Here is a 17,595-nt window from a genome sequence, read left to right as displayed (position 1 = left end):
GGCCGGGGCGCGGGGCGGACACGCACTAGAGGAGCCGGGCGGGGACCAGGTCCCGCGCGGGCTCGCTGTAGCCGACGGAGACGATGCGGTCGCCGTCGTAGGTGAAGGAGGTCAGGGACGCCAGCGTGCACTGACGGCGGCGCGGGTCGTGCCACAGGCGGCGGCGCTCAGCGTAGCTGCGGGCGATCCAGATGGGGAGCTGGTGGGAGACGCAGACGGCCTCGTGCCCACGGGCGGCGTCGCGGGCGGCGGCCAGCGCGGCCGTCATCCGGACGACCTGGTCGACGTACGGCTCGCCCCAGCTCGGCCGGAAGGGATTGGTGAGGTACTTCCAGTTCGCGGGCTTGCGCAGCGCCCCGTCGCCGACGCCGAAGGTCTTCCCCGCGAAGACGTTCGCCGCCTCGATCAGCCGCTCGTCGGTGCCGACCTCCAGCTCGTGGGCGGCGGCGATGGGCGCGGCGGTCTCCTGGGCGCGCTCCAGCGGGGAGGCCACGACGTAGGTGATGTCGCGCGAGGCCAGGTGCTCGGCGACCCGGTCGGCCATCTTGCGGCCCAGCTCGGACAGGTGGAAGCCGGGGGCGCGCCCGTACAGGATGCCGTCGGGGTTGTGCACCTCGCCGTGCCGCATCACGTGGACAACGGTCATCTCGCTCATGCGTGGGCCTCCGCGGCGGCGCGTGCGGCGGCGGGCAGCGCGGCGGCGATCCGCTCCACGGCCCGCTCGTCGTGGGTGGTCGACACGAACCAGGACTCGAAGGCGGAGGGCGGCAGATAGACGCCCTGCGCCAGCATCGAGTGGAAGAAGCCGGTGAAGCGGAATGCCTCCTGCTTCTTCGCGTCCTCGAAGTCACGGACCTCGTCGTCCGTGAAGAAGACGGAGAACATGCTGCCCGCGGTCTGCACGCGGTGCGCGACCCCCTCCTTGCTCAGCGCGGCACTGACCAGCTCCCGGATCTCGACCGACACCGCGTCGACGCGCGCGTACGCGGCCTCGTCGAGCAGCCTGAGCTGCGCGAGGCCCGCGGCGGTCGCGACCGGGTTCCCGGAGAGCGTGCCCGCCTGGTAGACGGGGCCCGCGGGCGCGAGGCGGCTCATCACGTCGGCCCGGCCGCCGAAGGCCGCGGCGGGGAAACCGCCGCCCATGACCTTGCCGAAGGTCATCAGGTCGGGGCGCACCCCGTCGAGCCCGTACCAGCCGGAGCGGCTGACGCGGAAGCCGGTCATCACCTCGTCGGAGATGTAGAGCGCGCCGTCGTCGGCGCAGAGCTGCTTGAGTCCGGCGTTGAAGCCGGGCAGCGGCGGGACGACGCCCATGTTGCCGGGCGACGCCTCGGTGATCACGCAGGCGATCTCGCCGGGGTGCGCGGCGAAGGCGGCGCGTACGGCGTCCAGGTCGTTGTACGGCAGCACGATGGTGTCCCCGGCCTGCGCGCCGGTCACGCCGGGGGTGTCGGGCAGGCCGAAGGTGGCCACGCCCGATCCCGCGGCGGCCAGCAGCGCGTCCACATGGCCGTGGTAGCAGCCCGCGAATTTGACGATCTTCGCCCGGCCGGTGAAGCCGCGCGCGAGCCGGATCGCCGACATCGTGGCCTCGGTGCCGGACGACACCAGCCGTACCTGCTCCAGCGGTTCGACCCGCGCGACCATCTCCTCGCCGAGCGCGACCTCGCCCTCACCGGGTGTGCCGAAGGACGTACCGCGCGTGACCGCTGCCTGGACGGCGGCGATCACCTCGGGGTGCGCGTGGCCGAGAATCATCGGTCCCCACGAGCAGACGAGGTCGACGTACTCGCGGCCGTCGGCGTCGGTGAGATAGGGGCCCGTGCCGGACACCATGAACCGGGGCGTGCCGCCCACGGCGCGGAAGGCCCGCACCGGGGAGTTCACACCGCCTGGTGTCACGGCCGCCGCGCGGTCGAAGAGTTCCTGGGACACTGGTGCTTCGTACGGATAGCTCACACGCACATGCTCTCAAATGCCTGGCGTTGCGCGGCAACGTCTCAACCCTGCATCTGAGACGATGATCGGGTTGCGTGGTTGGGTCTGCGGATGGTCGGGTAGTGGAATGCAGCAGCGCGGTGGCGGACCGGGTGAAGGACCGGGCGAGCACGAGCCCGAACGCGCCCGTCCCACCGGCAGGCGACGCCGTCCCGCGAACCCCGCCGACCGTGTACCGGAAAACCGTTCAACCGCGAGCGAGGGCAGGAGCAGGGGTGGCCGAGTGGGGGTGACCTACAAGTATTTCGGTGCGCCCGACGGCGCCACCGCCGCACGCGTCCCGATCTCCATGCGCCCCGAGGAACTCGGCGGCGACGAACTCGGCCACGGCATGTACACCAAGGTCAAGCCGGAGACGATGGCCGCGATGGTCCTCACCGGCATCGAGGGCATACCCCCCGCCAAGGTCCCGCCGCTCGAACTGGTGGTGCTGCACCCGGACTACGCGGTGGTACGGCTGCCGCACTCGGTCGTCGAGCCGCTGCGCACCGCCAACGAGGAATCGCTGGGCGCCGCCGCCTTCATATGGTCCACCGTGCCGGACCGACGCGGTCCGAGAGACGCGTTCGTGATCTACCAGATGCTCCATGAATGGCAGGATTTCGCCCGCCGCTGCGAGGAGTCCGGTCACCAGCTCTACTGTCTCGTCTGGCCCTGACCGGCCGCCCCTTCCTCTCGCGTCTTCCTCGTTCTTCCCCGCCTTCGCGGACCTACGCCGCACACTCGCGCCCGACTCCGCGCCACCGCGCGCCTTCTCCGGGCCGCCCGGATTGCGCGTTTCCGGCCAACTGGTGACTGGCGGATCACCGCAACGGCTTGCATGCGCCAAATACCCCCCGCAATACGGGATATCGCACCCTCAAGCGCTCAATTTCCCGCGCGCGCCGCCGACTCCTCGTACAGCTCGATGTCGGCCAGGCCCGAGCCGGGCGTCACCAGACAGCTCACGAGAACCTCGTGCTTCTGCGCGGGCTCGGCGCACTGCCAGGTGCCCGCGGGGACGAGCATCTGGAGATGGGTGACGGGATAGTCATGTCCCGGTCCCAGCAGGGTCGTTGAAGCCTCCGCCGAGCCGTTCTCCACCGGGGCCCCGCCGGTGCCGCCCTGGCGCAGCCGGAGCTGGCCGCCGCGCCGCCACAGCCACAGCTCGTCCGAGCTCACCCGGTGCCAGGACGACCGCTCCCCCGGGCTGAGCAGGTAGTGGATCAGTACGGCGGTCGGCCGGACACCGTCGAGACCCGGCACGGGCACCTCGACCGGTGAGGTGTAGACCCGGCCGTACCAGCCGCCTCCGGGATGGGGCTCAAGGCTCAGTTCATGCGCGGTACGCGGACGTAGACCCATATGACACCTCCTGCGCCACTACGGCTGCGCCCGCGGAGGCGGACGCCGTACCGTCGCGGCGACCGTACCCCGCGGGGGCGGCGGCACCGTAATCAGGCCGTCTTCAGCGTCTTGATCACGCCGTGTTCGGTCACGCTGTCTCGGGTCACGCCGTGTTCGGTCACGCCGTCTTGAGGCGGAGGATCAGGGTGATCACCGACAGCACCGCGAGGAAGGCGGGGAAGGCGGCGACCTGTGCCGGGTCGTGGACCTTGAGGTGGGTGCCGGTGGCGCCGATCAGCAGCAGGACGGCGCCGGCCGCGGCGGCGACGCCGAGGGGGGCCCAGGCCAGACCGATCAACAGGCCACCGCAGGCGGCGATTTCGAGCAGGCCGATGGCGCGGGAGAGGGACAGGGACAGGCCCAGGTGCTCCGCGGTCTCGGCGGCCTTCGGGTGGTTGATCACCTTGAAGGTGCCGAGCGCGGCGAAGACCAGCGCCAGGACGAGGGACAGCACGACGGTGACGGCGAACATCGGGGCTCCGGGGTGAGGGGAAGGCTTACGGGGACGCGTACGGCCGTCAGATCCAGCTCGACAGCCGGCCGAGCTGGGGGATGATGTGCGCTTCCTCGAGGTCCAGGTGGGCCGCGAGGTGGTCGGCGAGCGCCTGCACGGCGTCCTGCGCCGTGGCCCAGTCGGCGTCGGGCAGCGCGCCGACCGACGTGATCATCGCGTCGAGCAGCGAGCCGAGCGCCAGGTGGTCCGCGGTGAGCCTGTCGACCACCGGACGCAGCTCGGGGGCGATGCGCAGCACGGCGGGGAAGATCCGGAAGTCCTCGATGGAGTGGTGCGCGTGCACCGTCTGGCAGTACATGTCGCAGAACGACTTGAGCTGCCAGGCGGCCTGACGCAGCGTCAAGTCGTCCATGCGGGCGTGGACTTCGCCGAGCGCGGCCGGGTCCTTCGCGGCGAGCAGCCGCAGGGCCTGGCCGAGCGAGTCCAGGTCGCGGCGCAGGGCGGCGTGCGCGCCGAGGAGCGTACTGACCATGGCGCGGCCCGCGGGCGTGGTGGCCGTACCGCCGCCGCCCGAACCCGGGGTCTGGGGCGTGCTCATCGGTTCGCGCCTTCCTTGCTCACCGCTTCGCGGACCGCCGGGACGACCTCGGCGTGGAAGGTCTCGATCTGCCGGGCGTGGTCGGCCATCGGGGTCAGGACGAAGGCGCTGACGCCGCCGTCGAGGACCAGTTCGGTGAGCCGTTCCGTCCACGCGGCGCTGCCCTCGTTGAAGGGCGCGCCGCCGTTTCCGTCGATCCGGCCGATGATGTTGTAGAGCCGCCGGACGTCGGACGGGGCGCGGCCCGCGGCCGAAGCGGCCTCGTCCATGCGGTGGTTGAGCGCGATGACCGCGGCCGGGTCGAGGTAGGGGAAGCTCGGCAGCCAGCCGTCGCCGAGGCGCGCGGTGACCTCCAGCATGCGGGGCCGGTACGCGCCGAGCCAGATGCCGATCGGGTGCGCGGGCGCGGGTCCGGGGACGACGCCCTCCAGCCGGTAGTGCTCGCCCTCGTACGCGGCGGGGGCGTCCCCGGCCGCCCACACCCGGCGGATGACCGCGACGGCCTCCTCCAGGGCGTCGATGGCGACCTTGGGCGAGCGGCGCGGGCCGCCCATGCCGCCTCCGCCGTGGTCGGCCGCGGCTCCGGCGCCGAGGCCGAGTTCCACCCGGCCGCCGCTGATCAGGTCGAGCGAGGCGGCGGCCTTGGCGAGCATGGCCGGCGGGCGCAGCGGGAGATTCGCCACGTCGGGGAAGAGCCGGATGCGCTCGGTGCGGGCGGCGAGCACGGACAGCAGCGTCCACGCCTCCAGGGCGGCGCCCATGTAGGGGTGGTCCATGAGGCCGAGTAATTCGAAGCCGCGGCGGTCGGCGAGTTCGGCGAGCCGGATCAGCTCATCGATCCGGGCGGCCTCCGGGTTCAGCGCGATGCCGAATTCCAGCGGGTGGACGCGCTCGGCGGTCGTCGGGGCGGGTGCGGTCACGGGCTCGGACATGAGTGGTCTCTCCGGGGGTTCGGCGTGAAGTCGTTGTCATTAAAGCCGTCGGCCGTAGCCCCCCGCTGTACCGTTGGCGTGACGGTAATTGACGCTGGGCGTCAGGAAAACTGACGGTGCCACGGGGCGGGGGGACTGCGGCGTGCTGGACGTACGGAAACTGCTGCTGCTGCGCGAGGTGGAGGCCCGGGGCTCGATCGCCGGGGCCGCGCAGGCGCTCAACTACACGCGGTCGGCGGTCTCCCAGCACCTGTCGGCGCTCGAAGCGGAGACCGGGGTGCCGCTGCTCGACCGGACGAACGGCAAGGCGACGCTGACCGCCGTCGGCCGGTTGCTGGTCAGGCACGGCGAGGACATCCTGTCCCAACTGGAGACCGCTGAATCGGAGTTGCTGGAATTCAGCGGACAGGTCTACGGCGACCTGCGGGTCGGGATGCCCTTCCACGAGGGCCCGGCGCTGCTCGTGCCGGTGCTGGCCGGGCTGCGGCGCGACCATCCCAACCTCCGGATCACCCTGCACGACGTCCGCAGGAGCGAGGCCCGGCAGGCCGTGCGGCTCAATCAGCTCGACCTGGTCGTCGCCTCCCGCTACGACCAGATCCCCGAGCCGGATGTGCCGGGGCTGACCGAGGAGCCGGTCGCGGGCGACCGCATCCGGCTCGCGGTGCCGCCGGGCCACCCGCTCGCGGAACAGGGCGGGGCCGGGAAGGCTCTGCCGCTGGCCGACTTCGCCCGTGACCCCTGGATCTACGACGAGGGCTCGGCGCTCGGCCGGCTGACCCTGCACGCCTGCCACGGCGCCGGGTTCGCCCCGGACGCCGTGGCCGAGACCGACGACATGCAGGCCGTCCTCGGCCTGGTCTCCCACGGCTGGGGCGTCGCCCTCGTCCCCGACCTGGTCCCCGACCGCCCCGGCTTCCCCGTCGTCCGCGTCACCCCCGCCGCCCTCACCCTCACCCGCCACGTCACCCTCGTGGCCCGCACCGGCACGATCGCCTGTCCCTCGATCTCCGCCGTGCTCACTGCCGTGAGGTCCCTGGTCAACACCCGCCCCCCGACCCCCGCAGCCCCCACCCCCCACTGACCGCCGCCCCGCCCTGCGAGACCGAGCCCGGCACCTCGACGCCCCCCGCAGGCCGCACGTGCCCGGCCCGGTCAGCCGTCCGCCCCGAGTCCGGACAGGCCAGGGCAGGCATCGAGGCCGGCGCCTCAGCGCACCCGCGCGGGCGGCGCGGCCCGCAGGGGCCCGCTGAGGCCGGTCGCGGGGCGCGCGCGGCGCGGGGGCCGATTGGGCTGCGGGTCGGACGGCGCACGACCGCCCGGAGGGCTATTTGCGGCCGGTCACCAGGGCGACCGGGCCGTCGAGGGGTTGGGCGGAGCAGGAGGTGAAGCCGGTTTCCTCCAGCCAGCGGACGCAGTCGGCGCCGGTGTAGTCGAAGCCGCCGGGGCTTTCGAGGAGCATGTGGAGGCTGGTGAGGAGGCCGAAGGCGTTGACGCGGCGGTCGTCGTCGATCATCGACTCGTAGACGACGACGGAGCCGCCGTCCGGCAGGGCCTCGTACGCCTTCTTCAGGAGCATCCGCTTGGTGTCGAGGTCCCAGTCGTGCAGGACGCGGCCGAAGACGACGACGTCGGCGGTGGGCAGGGCGTCGGTGAGGAAGCTGCCGGGCTCGAACCGGAGCCGGTCGCCGAGCCCGGCGCGCCGTACCGTCTCGTGGAAGGTGGGCGCGACGGCCGGGAGGTCGAAACCGGTGCCGCGCAGGTGCGGGTGCGCGGTCAGTACGGTGTTGAGCAGGATGCCCTCGGAGCAGCCGATGTCGACGACGCTCGTGACGTCCGCCCAGGCGAAGGCGGCGGCCAGCGCCTGCGAGGCGGCGAGCGAACCGCCGGTCATCGCCTTCTGGAAGCGGCTGGTCAACTCCGGGTCGGCGTACAGGACATCGAAGGGATTGCCGTCCGCTCCCCCGACGTTGTTCTGCGGCTCACCGGTCCGCAGCGCCTCGGTCAAGTGCCCCCAGGACTGGTACCACTGCTCCTGCGCCATCTCCAACAGGCCCCCGATGTACGTGTCCTGGGCGCGGTCGAGGAAGGCCGCCGTGTCGGGCGTGTTCGCGTACACCCCGTCCGTCCGCTCCAGCAGGCCGAGCGCGACCTGGCTGTCGAAGAAGTCGCGGGCGCCGCGCGGGTGCAGACCGAGGCGGGCGGCGAGCGCGGACGCGTCGGCCGGGCCGTGGGCGGCGAGGTCCGAGTACACCCCCAGCTCCACGGCGGTCAGCAGCACCTTGGACTGCCAGAATCCGAGGCCGAGTTGGACCAGCCGGTCCTGGGGGTTGCCGACGGGCGGGCGGGACGCAGTGCTCACGGCGTGTCCTTCCTGGGGTGGGGTACGGGCGCAGGCGGGTGGGTCACAGGGGTCACAGCACGACGGCGGGGAAGGGCGGTGACGGCAGCGGCACCCGGCGCCTGAAGGCCGTGGCAGCCGTAACGGCGGTGGCGCGAGCCCCCGCGCGCGGATAGCTCCCGAGGAAGCTGGCCCGCGCCCCGACGTCGGAGAGCGAGGCGACGGCGTGGCGGACCCGCTGGTCGTCGATGTGGCCCTCGACGTCCACGAAGAAGCGGTAGTCACCCAGGCGCAGCCCGGTCGGCCACGCCTGGACCCACGCGAGGCTGACGCGTCCCGCCGTGAAGACGGACAGGATTCCGGGCAGCGCGGCCGGTGTGCCGTCGCCTGCCGACACCAGCAGGGACGTACGGTCCCGGCCGGTGCGGGCGGGCGGCACCCCGGCGCGGCGGACCATGACGAAGCGGGTCACGGCGTTCTCGCGCTCGCCGATGTCGGTGGCGAGCACGCGCAGCCCGTACCGCTCGGCGACGGCGGGCGCCGCGACGGCCGCGTCGCGCGGGTCGCCGGACCCGGCCAGGTCGCGGGCGGCGCCCGCCGTCGAACCGGCCGCCTCCGTCACGGCGTTCGGGAGCCTCAGGCCGAGCCAGCGCCCGCACTGGGCGAGCGCGTGCGGGTGGCTGCGGACCCGCTCGACGCCGTCGAGAGTGGCGCCGGGCAGGCCCAACAGCGCGAAGCTGACGCGCAGTTCGGTCTCGCCGACGATGTGCAGGTCGTCGGTGGCGGCGAAGCCGTCGAGGGTGGCGGGCACCACGCCCTTCAGGGAGTTCTCCACCGGCACCATCGCGGCGGCGCAGTGGCCGCGCCGTACGGCCTCCAGGGCGTCGGCGACGGTCGGATACGGCTCGCACACCGGCACCGGCACCGGCACCGGTCCCGGCACCCGCGTGCCGAGCGCGGAGCGCAGCGCCGCCTCCGTGAAGGTGCCCTCGGGCCCCAGATAGGCGTACCTCATGAGGGCCGCTCCCTCAGCTCTCGATGAGGCGGTGGAAGAGGACGGTGTCGAAGATGTCCTCCATGGCGGTGGCCCGGCCGTCGCGCATCGTCCAGGAGTGGACGAACTGAAGGGTCTCGGTGTGCCCGGTCAGCGAGGTGACCTGCCGGATGCCGAAGACCACGATCCGGTCGCCGGACTCGATGAACTCCAGCGGCTCCAGGCGCATTCCGCCCAGCACGGTGGGGACGTGGGCGAGGAACTCCTTCACGCCCGCGTGCCCCTTCTTCGTACCGCCGAGCCCGTAGGTGTCCATCCCGTCCGGGTGCACCCAGTCGACGTCCGGGTGCAGGATCGCGAGCAGCCCTTCGACGTCGCGCTCCGCGAAGGCGCGGTAAGCGGCCCGGACCGCCTCGGAGTTGCTACGCCCGGACACCGGCGCCCACCTCCCCGGCGCTGTGCTCGCGCAGGTGCCCGGGGTACATCGCGGCCAGGGTGCGGCGGATGCCGTCGCGCCAGCCGACCTCGCAGGGGCCGGTCAGCTCGCGGCGCAGCGCCGGGTCGAACTGGTAGGTCTCGCGGGTGACTTCGGACGGTACGAGCGTGGCGGTGACCCCGGTCAGCTCCTCCAGGTACCGCACGCAGTCGGTGATGCCGACCGCTTCGTCGCCGCCCCAGTTGACGAGCGTGGTGGGGACGGCGGCGGCCTCCCACAGGCGCGGGACCTGGCGTACGAGGTCGTCGGTGTAGAGGAGCGAGCACCAGTTCTGGCCCTCGACGGGGACGGGGATCGGCTCGCCCGCCAGCATCCGCTTGAAGTAGAGCATCGGGACGCCGCCGTAACCGCCGGGCCCGTAGGCGATGTTGAGCCGCGCGATGGTGGTCGGCAGGCCGAGCACCTGGCCGAAGGCGCGGACGGTGCCCTCGGCGGCGATCTTCCCCACCGGGTACGCGGGCAGCCAGTCGGCCTTGCCGTCCACGGGGTCGGTCTCGGTGTAGCGGTGGTCGAGGGTCTGGCGGGCGTAGAGCGCGCCGGTGGACACGTACAGGAAGGCGTCGGCGCTGCGGCAGTGGGTCATCAGCCGCCCGGCGGCGATGGAGTTGACGGCGACGGCCGCGTTGAAGTCGCCGTCCTCGCCGCGCCGGACGGCCGAGTGGACGACGTGGGTGAAGTCGTCGGGGAGGCCCTTGAGGGTGTCGGGGCCGAGGTCGTCCATGTCCCAGCGGAAGGTGGTGATGCCGCTCGCGGTGAGTTCGGCGGCGACGCCGGGGGTCCCGAAGCGGCCGAGACACCAGACGTCGTTGTCGGCGGCGAGCGCTTCGGCGACGGGCCTGGCGACCTGCCCCGTGCCGCCGGTGACCAGGATCTTCTTGCCCTTCACGCTGTCACGTCCCCGGTGTCGGTGTCGGTGTCGGTGTCGGTTTCCGCGTCCGCGTACGCGTCTGCGTCACCCATGGCGCGGTCCAACTCCCTGCGCAGGATGGCCTGGAAGGCGGCGACGTGCTGCGGGCCCATCAGCGTGTAGTGCTCGCCCGGTACGTCGATGTAGTCGTTGGGCCCGGTGGTGTAGTCGTCCCAGCGGCGCAGTTCGTTCTCCAGCCAGTCCTGCTTGGTGCCGCGCAGCGGGACGGCGTAGAAGACCTTCATCGAGCGGACGGTGCCGCTCGGCTGGTAACCGCGGCCCAGGTCCGTGAGGCCGTCGGCGAGTTCGGCCCAGGCGGCGAACTTCTCGGCCGTCAGGTCGAGTTCGGCGAGCCGGTCGGCGGGGGCGATGTCGATGAAGTGCTGGAGCTGCCGTTCGCGGGGCAGCCCGCGCAGGGTGCCGGGGATCTCCAGCGACTGCTTCTTGTTGATCAGGGCCAGGAAGAAGGCGAGGTTGGCGGCGGTCTCGACGAAGTCCAGTTCCTCCATGCGGTACTTGATGTGCGGCGGGAGGTTGAAGCTGCCGACGAAGTCGACGCGTTCGCCCTGCGCCTCAAGGACCTTGGCGATCTCGAAGGCGACCGCGCCGCCGTAGGAGTAGCCCGCGACCGCGTACGGCCCGTGCGGCTGCTTGGCGCGGATCGCGTCCACGTAGGCGGCGACCATCTCCGCGAAGGTGGCGAAGGGCTTCTCGCCGCGGTTGAAGCCGCGGGCGCGCAGCGCGTAGAAGGGCCGGTCGGCCACGAAGTACTTGGCGAGGTTGACGAAGACGAGGACTTCGCCGACGCCGGGGTGCACGCAGAACAGCGGGGTCTTGCCGCCGCTGAGCTGCATGGGGACGATCGGGTCGTACGGCCGCTCGCCGGTCGTGGTGTCCCCGGCGGCGAGGTCGGCGGTGATCCTGGCGGCCAGGTCGCGGACGGTGGGGGCGGTCAGCACGGTGATGATCTGGAGGTCGGCGACGCCGAGGCGCCGGGCGACACTGAGCCGCAGCCGCAGGATGTCGAGCGAGGTGCCGCCGAGGTCGAAGAAGCTGGCGGTGGCGCTGATCCGGTCGGCGGTGGTGTCGAACATCTCGGCGTAGATCGCGGCCAGTTGCCACTCGGTCTCGCCCTCGGGTGCGGTGTAGCCGCCGAGTTGACGGGAGGTCAGTTCCTGTACGGCCGCGGTGGCGGCGGCGAAGTCGCCGTTCTCCAGGCGCTTGCGCAGCAGGGAGCGCTGGATCTTGCCGAGGCTGGTCTTGGGGAAGGCGCTCTCGGGCAGCGGCAGCAGCAGCGCGGGGCGGAAGCCCCAGTGCATGACGACGGTGGAGCGGACGGCGGTGAGCAGCCGGAAGAGTCCGGCTTCGTCGGCCGCGGGGATCTCGGGGTGGAAGGCGACGACGAGCTGTTCGGTGTCGGCGCCGGGCACGCGGGTGGGGAAGGCGGCGACGAACGAGCGGGCGACGCCGTCCAGTTGCTCCAGGGCGGTCTCGATGTCGTGGCTGTAGTAGTTGACGCCGTTGACGATGACGCTGTCCTTGCTGCGGCCCACCAGCGTGAGCCGTCCGCCGTCGATCCGGCCGAGGTCGCCGCTGCGGAACCAGCCGTCGGCGGTGAACGCGTCGGCGGTGGCCTGGCCGTTGTTGTAGTAGCCGCCGGTGATCATCGGCCCGCGGAGCTGGAGTTCACCGACCTGCCCCTCCGCCAGCGGCCGGTGGGTCTCCTCGTCCGCCACCCGGATGGCCAGGCCCTCCACGGGCAGCCCGAGGTTGGCGAACTCCTGCCCGGCGTCCAGCTCGGGGAAGCCGGTGGAGTAGACGCTGCCCGCGCACGTCTCGGTCATCCCGAAGGCGGGCCACAGCGCGAAGGACGACAGGCCGTACGGGGCCAGTTCGTCGAGGAAGGTACGGCCGGTGGCGCACACGATGGCCTCGCCGCCGCTGATGATGTGGCGCAGGCGGGACAGGTCGAGCGGTTCGCCGCCGCTCGCGCCCTCGGTGACCGAGGACGCCCCGCTCACGGCCGCGTTGACCAGGCCCAGCAGGAAGTTGGGCGTGAAGGTCATGGTGACCCGGTGGCGGGAGAGCAGCCGCAGGAAGTCCAGCGGCTCCTTGAGCACCACCTGCGGCTCGACGTGGAGTTGGAGCGCCCCCGCGTACAGCGGCAGCAGGTGGCACTCCAGCAGCGCCGCGACATGGTCGAAGGACACCCAGTTCAGCGAGGTGTCGGCGGGGGTGAGGCGGTGGAAGCCGTTCTTGCCCGCCATCGACGCCAGCAGATTGGCGTGGGTGAGCATCACGGCCTTGGAGTTGCCGGTCGAGCCCGAGGTCAGCACCAGCAGCGCCAGCTCACCGGGCTCCGCGTCGTACAGCTCCGCGGCGGGCTCGTGCCCGCGCAGCCCTTCCAGCGGTACGGCCGACAGGCCCGGCACGCGCGGGAGTTCGGCGGCCAGCGCCTCGTCGGCGATCAGCAGCGGCTTGTCGAGCAACTGGTCGACGTGCGCCAGTTGGGCCGCCCAGCGCTCCGGGTCGCCGCGCAGCGGCACCAGCGGGCAGGGCACGAGGCCGCCCAGCAGGCAGGCCCAGAAGACGGTGAGGAATTCGTGCGGGCGCTCCACCAGCAGCGCGACCTTGTCGCCCGCGCGCAGTCCGTGTGCGCGCAGTCCGGTGAGCGACCGGCGCGCGTCGTCCACTAATTGCGGGTAGGTCTGGAGCCGGGTGGATTCACCGGCCATTCCGTGACAGTAGCGGATGCCCGAGTCCTGGTGCTTTTCCGCGGCGCGCAGCAGCAGGTGCGCGATATTGCGGACGTTCTCGTCGGCGGCGGGATTTTCCGAAGCCTCGCGTAATCGCGGCGCATTGGACATGACTGTGCCGGGTCCTTTCGTCGCACTGTCCGGTTCACCAAGGGAATCCGTGTCAGCAAGCAAGCCTCTGAGCAGCACAGTTGACCGGCGAAGGCATGACGCCGACACCGTACCGATGTAGCACAGGGGTAACGAAGGAGGTACCTCAGGCAAACTGCCGGAAACACTCGACATTGAGAGAACCGGCCAGCGCGGATTATTTCCGGAAACGCTGGGTGAGGTCGATGGTTGAACTTTAGGAGGTCGCTCACCGCGCATTCAAGGCGGCCAGGACGACATGGCTCAAAGCAGCCTGACGCGACTGCCGCGAAGCATGAATTCCGCAGTTGGCGGCGCTCCACGTGAGATGAGCCACAGCGCGGCGGCGCTGGCCGAAAACACGTGACGTACCCGCCCGACCGCACAGCGCCACCCGCCGGGCCCCGCACCCCCCGGCGGCCCCGCCCCACCCCGATCCGACCCGCCGCGATCCGACCCGACCCGATCCGATCCGACCCGCCGCGATCCGACTCTGCCCGGCGCGTACCGCCGCCGACCCGCGCCGCCCGGTACCGGACAACCGGCCGCTTATGCTGCTGCTGCCCAGGGAAAACACCCAGCAGGGCTCTGGCCACAGCAGAGCCCGGGGCCCCGGAGCAGAACCGAGCAGGCACCGTCCGTGGAAGGCAGCACCACATGAGCCCCCGTACCGCAGTGGTCACCGGCGCGAGCAGCGGCATCGGAGCCGCCACCGCGCGCAAGCTCGCCGAGGCGGGCTTCCATGTCGTGCTCACCGCGCGCCGCGCGGACCGGCTGGAAGCGCTGGCCAAGGAGCTGACGGAGCAGGGGAGTTCGGCGTCCGTGTACGGGCTGGACGTCACCGACCGGGCGGCCGTGGACGCGTTCGCGGCGGGTCTGGACCAGTACCCGCCGGTGCACGTCCTGGTGAACAACGCGGGCGGCGCCGTCGGCACCGAGCCGGTGGCCACCGCGGACCCGGCCGACTGGCGGGCGATGTTCGAGGTCAACGTGCTGGGCGTGCTCAACGTGACGCAGGCGCTGCTGCCCGCGCTGACCGCCTCCGGCGACGGCACCGTCGTCGTGCTGTCCTCGACCGCGGGCCTGGCCACGTACGAGGGCGGCGGCGGTTACGTGGCCGCCAAGCACGGCGCGCACGTGATCGCCGAGACGCTGCGCCTGGAACTGAACGGCAAGCCGGTGCGCGTCATCGAGATCGCGCCCGGCATGGTGCGTACCGACGAGTTCGCCCTGACCCGCTTCCGCGGTGACGCCGACCGCGCCGCCGCCGTCTACGCGGGCGTCGCCGAGCCGCTGACCGCCGACGACGTGGCCGACACCGTCTCCTGGGCGGTGACCCGGCCCGCGCACGTGAACGTCGACCTCCTGGTGCTGCGCCCGCGCGCGCAGGCCAGCAACTACAAGGTGCACCGCGAGGAGCCGCAGTGATATCCGAGCCGGAGCTGACGGGCGGCGGACCCCACGAGCGCGGCGAGCCGGACTACGGGGTGCTCGGCACGCCCGACGCCGCCGATACGGCCGACGGTCCCGGCGCCTCGGGCCGCACGGCCGACCTCGTCGTGGACTTCGAGGGCGGCCCGCCCCCGCCTCCGGCCGCCGCCTCCCGCGTACGACCGCCGTGGGTGTGGGTGCTCGGCGCGGCCGTCGTCACCTCCGCGCTGTGGGCGGGCGGCCTGTTCGTGTACGACCGGGGCCACAGCGACCTGCCGGACCTGCACGGTTACCACATCGCCGACAGCCCCTGCGAGGGCCCGACCCTCCAGCCGCTGACCGCCGCCGTCCGGGCCAACAGCCCGGGGAAGCTCTCGGTGGAGACGCCCGAGACGTCGTCGCCCGCGATGCAGCACCTCGGCCCCGCCCTCGACCAGGTCGCCTGCGACTTCTCCACCCAGGCGCCGTACGCGCGGGGCGCCACGATGTCCTACATCGTCGCCGTCGCCGTCGACCTGCACAAAAAGACCGATCCCCGCGTCGAGTTCGAGGACCAGGTGCGGATGATGACCGGCAGCCTCCAGGCCGCGAGCGAGGTCTCGTCGGTGCCGGGACTCGGCGACCAGGCGTACTTCCTCACGCGCAGCGACGAGGGCCAGGAGCTGAAGATCCTGCACGGCGGCGCGGTCATCTCGCTCACCCTCAACGCCTACAGCGACGTCAACGTCTCCGAGGACACCATCAACGGCCTCGACGGGGGCGGCTATCCGCTCTCCCCCGACCTCGTCCAGTACCAGCCCGCGCTGATCGAGACGGCGCGGAACATCATGGGCGTGCTCCGGAAGTAGCCGCGGGCCGCGTGTCGCCCTCATGACGTTCCCTGCGGGCACGGCGTACGCGGCGCGCGAGCCGTACCGCCCGCGCCGTCACCGGCTGCCCGATCAGGACACCGGCCAGGACGAGCGCCAGGCCGCCCCACTGCTGCGCGCCCAGCGTCTCGGCCGCGACCAGCGTCCCGAGCAGGACGCCGGTGACCGGGTTGAGCAGGCCGATCAGCCCGACCCCGGCCGCCGTGAGGTGCCGCAGCCCGGTGAACCAGGCGGCGAAGGCGACGGCCGTGCCGACCGTGGTGACGTAGCCGAAGCCGAGCAGCGCGCGGCCGTCCAGGGCGGGCGGCGCGCCCTCGGCCGCGGCGGCGACCGGCAGCAGGACGAGCGCGCCCGCGACGAGCTGCCAGGCCGTGGAGGACAGGACGTCCACGGCGCCGCCCCAGCGCTTGGCCAGGATGTAGCCGATCGAGGACATCGTCATGGCGGCGACGGACGCGAGCAGGCCGAGCGGGTCGATGCCGTCCGAGCCGTCGAGCACCATCAGGCACACGCCCGCGATGCCGACGCAGGCGCCGAGCAGCGGCAGCGCGCGCGGGCGCTCGGACAGCAGCGGCCAGGCGAGCAGCGTCATCACGACGGGCGAGGTGGCCATGACGGTGGACGCGACGCTGGTCGGCAGGAGCTGCGCGGCGACGTACACGAGCGCGAAGAACGCGCCCATGTTGAGCGTGCCGAGCACCAGCGACTTCCACCACCACGCGCCGCGCGGCGCCCGCCTGCGGACCGCCAGCAGGAGCAGCCCGGCGGGCAGGGCGCGCAGCACCGCGCCGTACAGCGGGTAGTCGGCGGGCAGCGCCTCGCGGGTGACGTAGTACGTCGTGCCCCAAGCGACCGGGGCGACGGCGGTGACGAGTGACCACCGCACATTAGCTTCCATGGAAGCTAATGTAGCTTCCTCGGAAGGTATTGTGGAGGGCATGAGCGCACGCAGATCGCTGGACTCGCCCGAACCGCTCGATCACGTCGCCCGGATCCAGCGGGAGTGGGCCCGCGAACGGCCGGACGTGGACGTACGGCCGCAGGGCGTCATCGGCCGGCTGCACCGGCTCGCGGGCCGCCTCACCGAGGAGCTGTGCGTCGTCTACCGCGAACACGGCCTCGGCGAGGGCGACTTCGACGTCCTGGCCGCCCTGCGCCGCGCGGGCGCCCCCTTCGAGCGGGCGCCCTCGGAGCTGGCCGAGCACACCATGGTCACGACCGGCGCGATGACCAAACGGATCGACCGCCTGGAGCGCGCGGGTCTGGCGACCCGGCGCCCCAGCGAACTCGACGGCCGCGGCCGGGTGGTCGCGCTCACCGCGCACGGCCGCGAGGTCATCGACCGCGCCTTCACGGCCCACATGGCCAATGAGCGCCGCCTGCTGGGCGCCCTGACCGGCGACGAGGCCGCGCAGCTCGAAGTCCTACTGACGAAGTGGCTGGCGCGGGTCGAACCGCCCGGCGAGTGACCCGGCCGGTCCGTGGCGGACTCAGTCCTCCGGGTCGAGGTCGACGCGCATCGTGAGCAGGTTGGTCCCGAACGCCCGGACCGCCGCGCTGTTGAACTTCGGCAGCCGCTTCAGCCGCTCACGCGGGTCGTCGTCGTCCACGAGGGTGGCCGTACCGGCGTGCCACTTGCCCTTGATCTGTACGCGTACGCGCGGGTCCGCCTCGATGTTCCGCACGTACTGCGACTGCCGGCCGAATTCGCTGACCCACCAGAAGGTGGTCCCCTCCAGCGCACCCCCCACCGGCGTCCGCCGCGGCTTCCCGCTGACCCGCCCGGTCGTCTCCACCACCGCCGCCCCCGGCGTGAAGGCCGCCGTCCGCCGCGCCACCGGATTCACCACCCACCGCTGCCCCCAGACCACCAGCCCACGACCCGCCACACCCACCACTCCCTCATCCACCCGCACCAACCCAACACCCCCCCTTCTACCCCCCACCCGCCTCCGGCGGGCACCCCCGGCCGGGGCGGGATCGCACAGGGCGGCCACGGGCCCCGCGCCCGACGAGCCACCGCCGACCCGTCGACAACCCCGCGCCTCCGGCGAACACCCCACACGCGGCAGCGGGTTCACACCCGCCCGGCGCGGGCCCGCCCAGCGGAAGGCCGCCGACCCCTCGGCAACCCCCCGCCTTCGGCGAACACCCCCGGCCGGGGCGGGGTTGCACAGGGTGGACACGGAACCGTCGCCGGATGGCGGGATGGTGCTGATGTGGTGTGGGTTGACGTGAGCATGTTTGGCGGAGCCAATTCATTGGGGATGATTCCCGCGGCGTTCTTCGCGCGTAGATCCTTAC

18 protein-coding genes are annotated in these 17,595 nt (G+C 72.3%); 5 read left to right on the top strand and 13 right to left on the bottom strand.

Annotated elements, in window-relative coordinates; all coding sequences use genetic code 11:
- Positions 1 to 25 precede the first annotated feature (25 nt).
- Positions 26 to 655 carry a histidine phosphatase family protein gene (locus ACIOC1_RS18545; protein ID WP_355340543.1) on the bottom strand — a complete coding sequence of 210 codons (630 nt, stop codon included), beginning with the start codon at positions 653 to 655 and terminating at the stop codon, positions 26 to 28.
- Positions 652 to 1,959, bottom strand: coding sequence for a glutamate-1-semialdehyde 2,1-aminomutase (hemL, locus tag ACIOC1_RS18540; RefSeq protein WP_355340546.1), 1,308 nt, complete (start codon positions 1,957 to 1,959; stop codon positions 652 to 654). The genes ACIOC1_RS18545 and hemL overlap by 4 nt, the downstream gene beginning before the upstream one ends.
- 106 nt (positions 1,960 to 2,065) lie before the next feature.
- Here hemL and ACIOC1_RS18535 point away from each other — a divergent pair, with 106 nt between their 5' ends.
- Positions 2,066 to 2,656, top strand: a complete 591-nt coding sequence (locus ACIOC1_RS18535) for a hypothetical protein (protein WP_223186742.1) — start codon at positions 2,066 to 2,068, stop codon at positions 2,654 to 2,656.
- Positions 2,657 to 2,865: 209 nt separating this feature from the next.
- On the opposite strand, the gene ACIOC1_RS18530 is transcribed toward ACIOC1_RS18535, so the two are convergent.
- The 4 genes from ACIOC1_RS18530 to ACIOC1_RS18515 all read right to left on the bottom strand — a co-directional run bounded on the left by ACIOC1_RS18530 (position 2,866) and on the right by ACIOC1_RS18515 (position 5,368).
- Positions 2,866 to 3,342: a cupin domain-containing protein gene (locus ACIOC1_RS18530; protein ID WP_355340549.1), complete on the bottom strand. Its 477-nt coding sequence runs from the start codon at positions 3,340 to 3,342 to the stop codon at positions 2,866 to 2,868.
- 160 nt (positions 3,343 to 3,502) lie between these two features.
- The gene (locus ACIOC1_RS18525; RefSeq protein ID WP_355340552.1) at positions 3,503 to 3,856 is read right to left on the bottom strand and encodes a DoxX family protein; all 354 of its coding nucleotides are present in this window, start codon (positions 3,854 to 3,856) and stop codon (positions 3,503 to 3,505) included.
- Between the two features lie 46 nt (positions 3,857 to 3,902).
- Complete coding sequence (locus ACIOC1_RS18520) at positions 3,903 to 4,436, bottom strand: hemerythrin domain-containing protein (RefSeq protein WP_401855414.1); 534 nt, start codon at positions 4,434 to 4,436, stop codon at positions 3,903 to 3,905.
- Positions 4,433 to 5,368, bottom strand: a complete 936-nt coding sequence (locus ACIOC1_RS18515) for an LLM class flavin-dependent oxidoreductase (RefSeq protein ID WP_355340558.1) — start codon at positions 5,366 to 5,368, stop codon at positions 4,433 to 4,435. Before ACIOC1_RS18515 ends, ACIOC1_RS18520 begins: the two co-directional genes overlap by 4 nt.
- A gap of 142 nt (positions 5,369 to 5,510) precedes the next feature.
- Here ACIOC1_RS18515 and ACIOC1_RS18510 point away from each other — a divergent pair, with 142 nt between their 5' ends.
- Positions 5,511 to 6,452: a LysR family transcriptional regulator gene (locus tag ACIOC1_RS18510; protein ID WP_401855411.1), complete on the top strand. Its 942-nt coding sequence runs from the start codon at positions 5,511 to 5,513 to the stop codon at positions 6,450 to 6,452.
- Positions 6,453 to 6,695: 243 nt separating this feature from the next.
- Here ACIOC1_RS18510 and ACIOC1_RS18505 read toward each other — a convergent pair whose 3' ends face one another.
- From ACIOC1_RS18505 to ACIOC1_RS18485, 5 genes are read right to left on the bottom strand one after another with little or no spacing between them, the layout of a single operon-like run.
- The gene (locus tag ACIOC1_RS18505; RefSeq protein WP_401723219.1) at positions 6,696 to 7,730 is read right to left on the bottom strand and encodes a methyltransferase; all 1,035 of its coding nucleotides are present in this window, start codon (positions 7,728 to 7,730) and stop codon (positions 6,696 to 6,698) included.
- A 52-nt stretch (positions 7,731 to 7,782) separates the two neighbouring features.
- A complete protein-coding gene (gene pheA, locus ACIOC1_RS18500) occupies positions 7,783 to 8,724 on the bottom strand; it encodes a prephenate dehydratase (protein WP_401855408.1) in 942 nt (313 codons plus the stop codon).
- Positions 8,725 to 8,737: 13 nt separating this feature from the next.
- Entirely contained in the window at positions 8,738 to 9,139 is a 402-nt protein-coding gene (locus ACIOC1_RS18495) for a nuclear transport factor 2 family protein (protein ID WP_355340569.1), read from the bottom strand.
- Positions 9,126 to 10,085: an NAD(P)-dependent oxidoreductase gene (locus ACIOC1_RS18490; protein WP_355340572.1), complete on the bottom strand. Its 960-nt coding sequence runs from the start codon at positions 10,083 to 10,085 to the stop codon at positions 9,126 to 9,128. Before ACIOC1_RS18490 ends, ACIOC1_RS18495 begins: the two co-directional genes overlap by 14 nt.
- Positions 10,082 to 12,973: an alpha/beta fold hydrolase gene (locus ACIOC1_RS18485; protein ID WP_401855405.1), complete on the bottom strand. Its 2,892-nt coding sequence runs from the start codon at positions 12,971 to 12,973 to the stop codon at positions 10,082 to 10,084. The genes ACIOC1_RS18490 and ACIOC1_RS18485 overlap by 4 nt, the downstream gene beginning before the upstream one ends.
- A gap of 675 nt (positions 12,974 to 13,648) precedes the next feature.
- Between ACIOC1_RS18485 and ACIOC1_RS18480 the strand changes: the two genes are divergently transcribed.
- Together ACIOC1_RS18480 and ACIOC1_RS18475 are read left to right on the top strand one after the other, a co-directional pair.
- Positions 13,649 to 14,419 (top strand): SDR family oxidoreductase, encoded by a 771-nt coding sequence (locus tag ACIOC1_RS18480; protein ID WP_355340578.1) that lies wholly within the window; start codon positions 13,649 to 13,651, stop codon positions 14,417 to 14,419.
- Positions 14,416 to 15,270 carry a hypothetical protein gene (locus ACIOC1_RS18475; RefSeq protein WP_355340581.1) on the top strand — a complete coding sequence of 285 codons (855 nt, stop codon included), beginning with the start codon at positions 14,416 to 14,418 and terminating at the stop codon, positions 15,268 to 15,270. The genes ACIOC1_RS18480 and ACIOC1_RS18475 overlap by 4 nt, the downstream gene beginning before the upstream one ends.
- Here ACIOC1_RS18475 and ACIOC1_RS18470 read toward each other — a convergent pair.
- Positions 15,248 to 16,189, bottom strand: a complete 942-nt coding sequence (locus tag ACIOC1_RS18470) for an EamA family transporter (RefSeq protein ID WP_401855402.1) — start codon at positions 16,187 to 16,189, stop codon at positions 15,248 to 15,250. The genes ACIOC1_RS18475 and ACIOC1_RS18470 overlap by 23 nt on opposite strands.
- 40 nt (positions 16,190 to 16,229) lie before the next feature.
- On the opposite strand from ACIOC1_RS18470, the gene ACIOC1_RS18465 reads away from it, so the two are divergent.
- Entirely contained in the window at positions 16,230 to 16,760 is a 531-nt protein-coding gene (locus ACIOC1_RS18465) for a MarR family transcriptional regulator (protein ID WP_355340587.1), read from the top strand.
- 21 nt (positions 16,761 to 16,781) lie between these two features.
- Here the strand turns inward: ACIOC1_RS18465 and ACIOC1_RS18460 are convergent, their stop codons facing one another.
- Positions 16,782 to 17,189 carry a nitroreductase/quinone reductase family protein gene (locus ACIOC1_RS18460; RefSeq protein WP_391052078.1) on the bottom strand — a complete coding sequence of 136 codons (408 nt, stop codon included), beginning with the start codon at positions 17,187 to 17,189 and terminating at the stop codon, positions 16,782 to 16,784.
- Positions 17,190 to 17,595 lie beyond the last annotated feature (406 nt).

Source organism: Streptomyces sp. NPDC088197, assembly GCF_044741185.1.
Lineage (GTDB): Bacteria > Actinomycetota > Actinomycetes > Streptomycetales > Streptomycetaceae > Actinacidiphila.
Note: the sequence above shows the minus strand (reverse complement) of the source record. Positions and strands in the feature narration are given on the sequence as shown.

Bases quoted from the DNA above. Each gene is read 5' to 3' on its own strand.
- ACIOC1_RS18545 (WP_355340543.1), bottom strand. From the start codon at position 655: ATGAGCGAGATGACCGTTGTCCACGTGATGCGGCACGGCGAGGTGCAC.
- ACIOC1_RS18535 (WP_223186742.1), top strand. From the start codon at position 2,066: ATGCAGCAGCGCGGTGGCGGACCGGGTGAAGGACCGGGCGAGCACGAG.
- ACIOC1_RS18530 (WP_355340549.1), bottom strand. From the start codon at position 3,342: ATGGGTCTACGTCCGCGTACCGCGCATGAACTGAGCCTTGAGCCCCAT.
- ACIOC1_RS18525 (WP_355340552.1), bottom strand. From the start codon at position 3,856: ATGTTCGCCGTCACCGTCGTGCTGTCCCTCGTCCTGGCGCTGGTCTTC.
- ACIOC1_RS18520 (WP_401855414.1), bottom strand. From the start codon at position 4,436: ATGAGCACGCCCCAGACCCCGGGTTCGGGCGGCGGCGGTACGGCCACC.
- ACIOC1_RS18515 (WP_355340558.1), bottom strand. From the start codon at position 5,368: ATGTCCGAGCCCGTGACCGCACCCGCCCCGACGACCGCCGAGCGCGTC.
- pheA (WP_401855408.1), bottom strand. From the start codon at position 8,724: ATGAGGTACGCCTATCTGGGGCCCGAGGGCACCTTCACGGAGGCGGCG.
- ACIOC1_RS18485 (WP_401855405.1), bottom strand. From the start codon at position 12,973: ATGTCCAATGCGCCGCGATTACGCGAGGCTTCGGAAAATCCCGCCGCC.
- ACIOC1_RS18480 (WP_355340578.1), top strand. From the start codon at position 13,649: ATGAGCCCCCGTACCGCAGTGGTCACCGGCGCGAGCAGCGGCATCGGA.
- ACIOC1_RS18470 (WP_401855402.1), bottom strand. From the start codon at position 16,189: ATGGAAGCTAATGTGCGGTGGTCACTCGTCACCGCCGTCGCCCCGGTC.
- ACIOC1_RS18465 (WP_355340587.1), top strand. From the start codon at position 16,230: ATGAGCGCACGCAGATCGCTGGACTCGCCCGAACCGCTCGATCACGTC.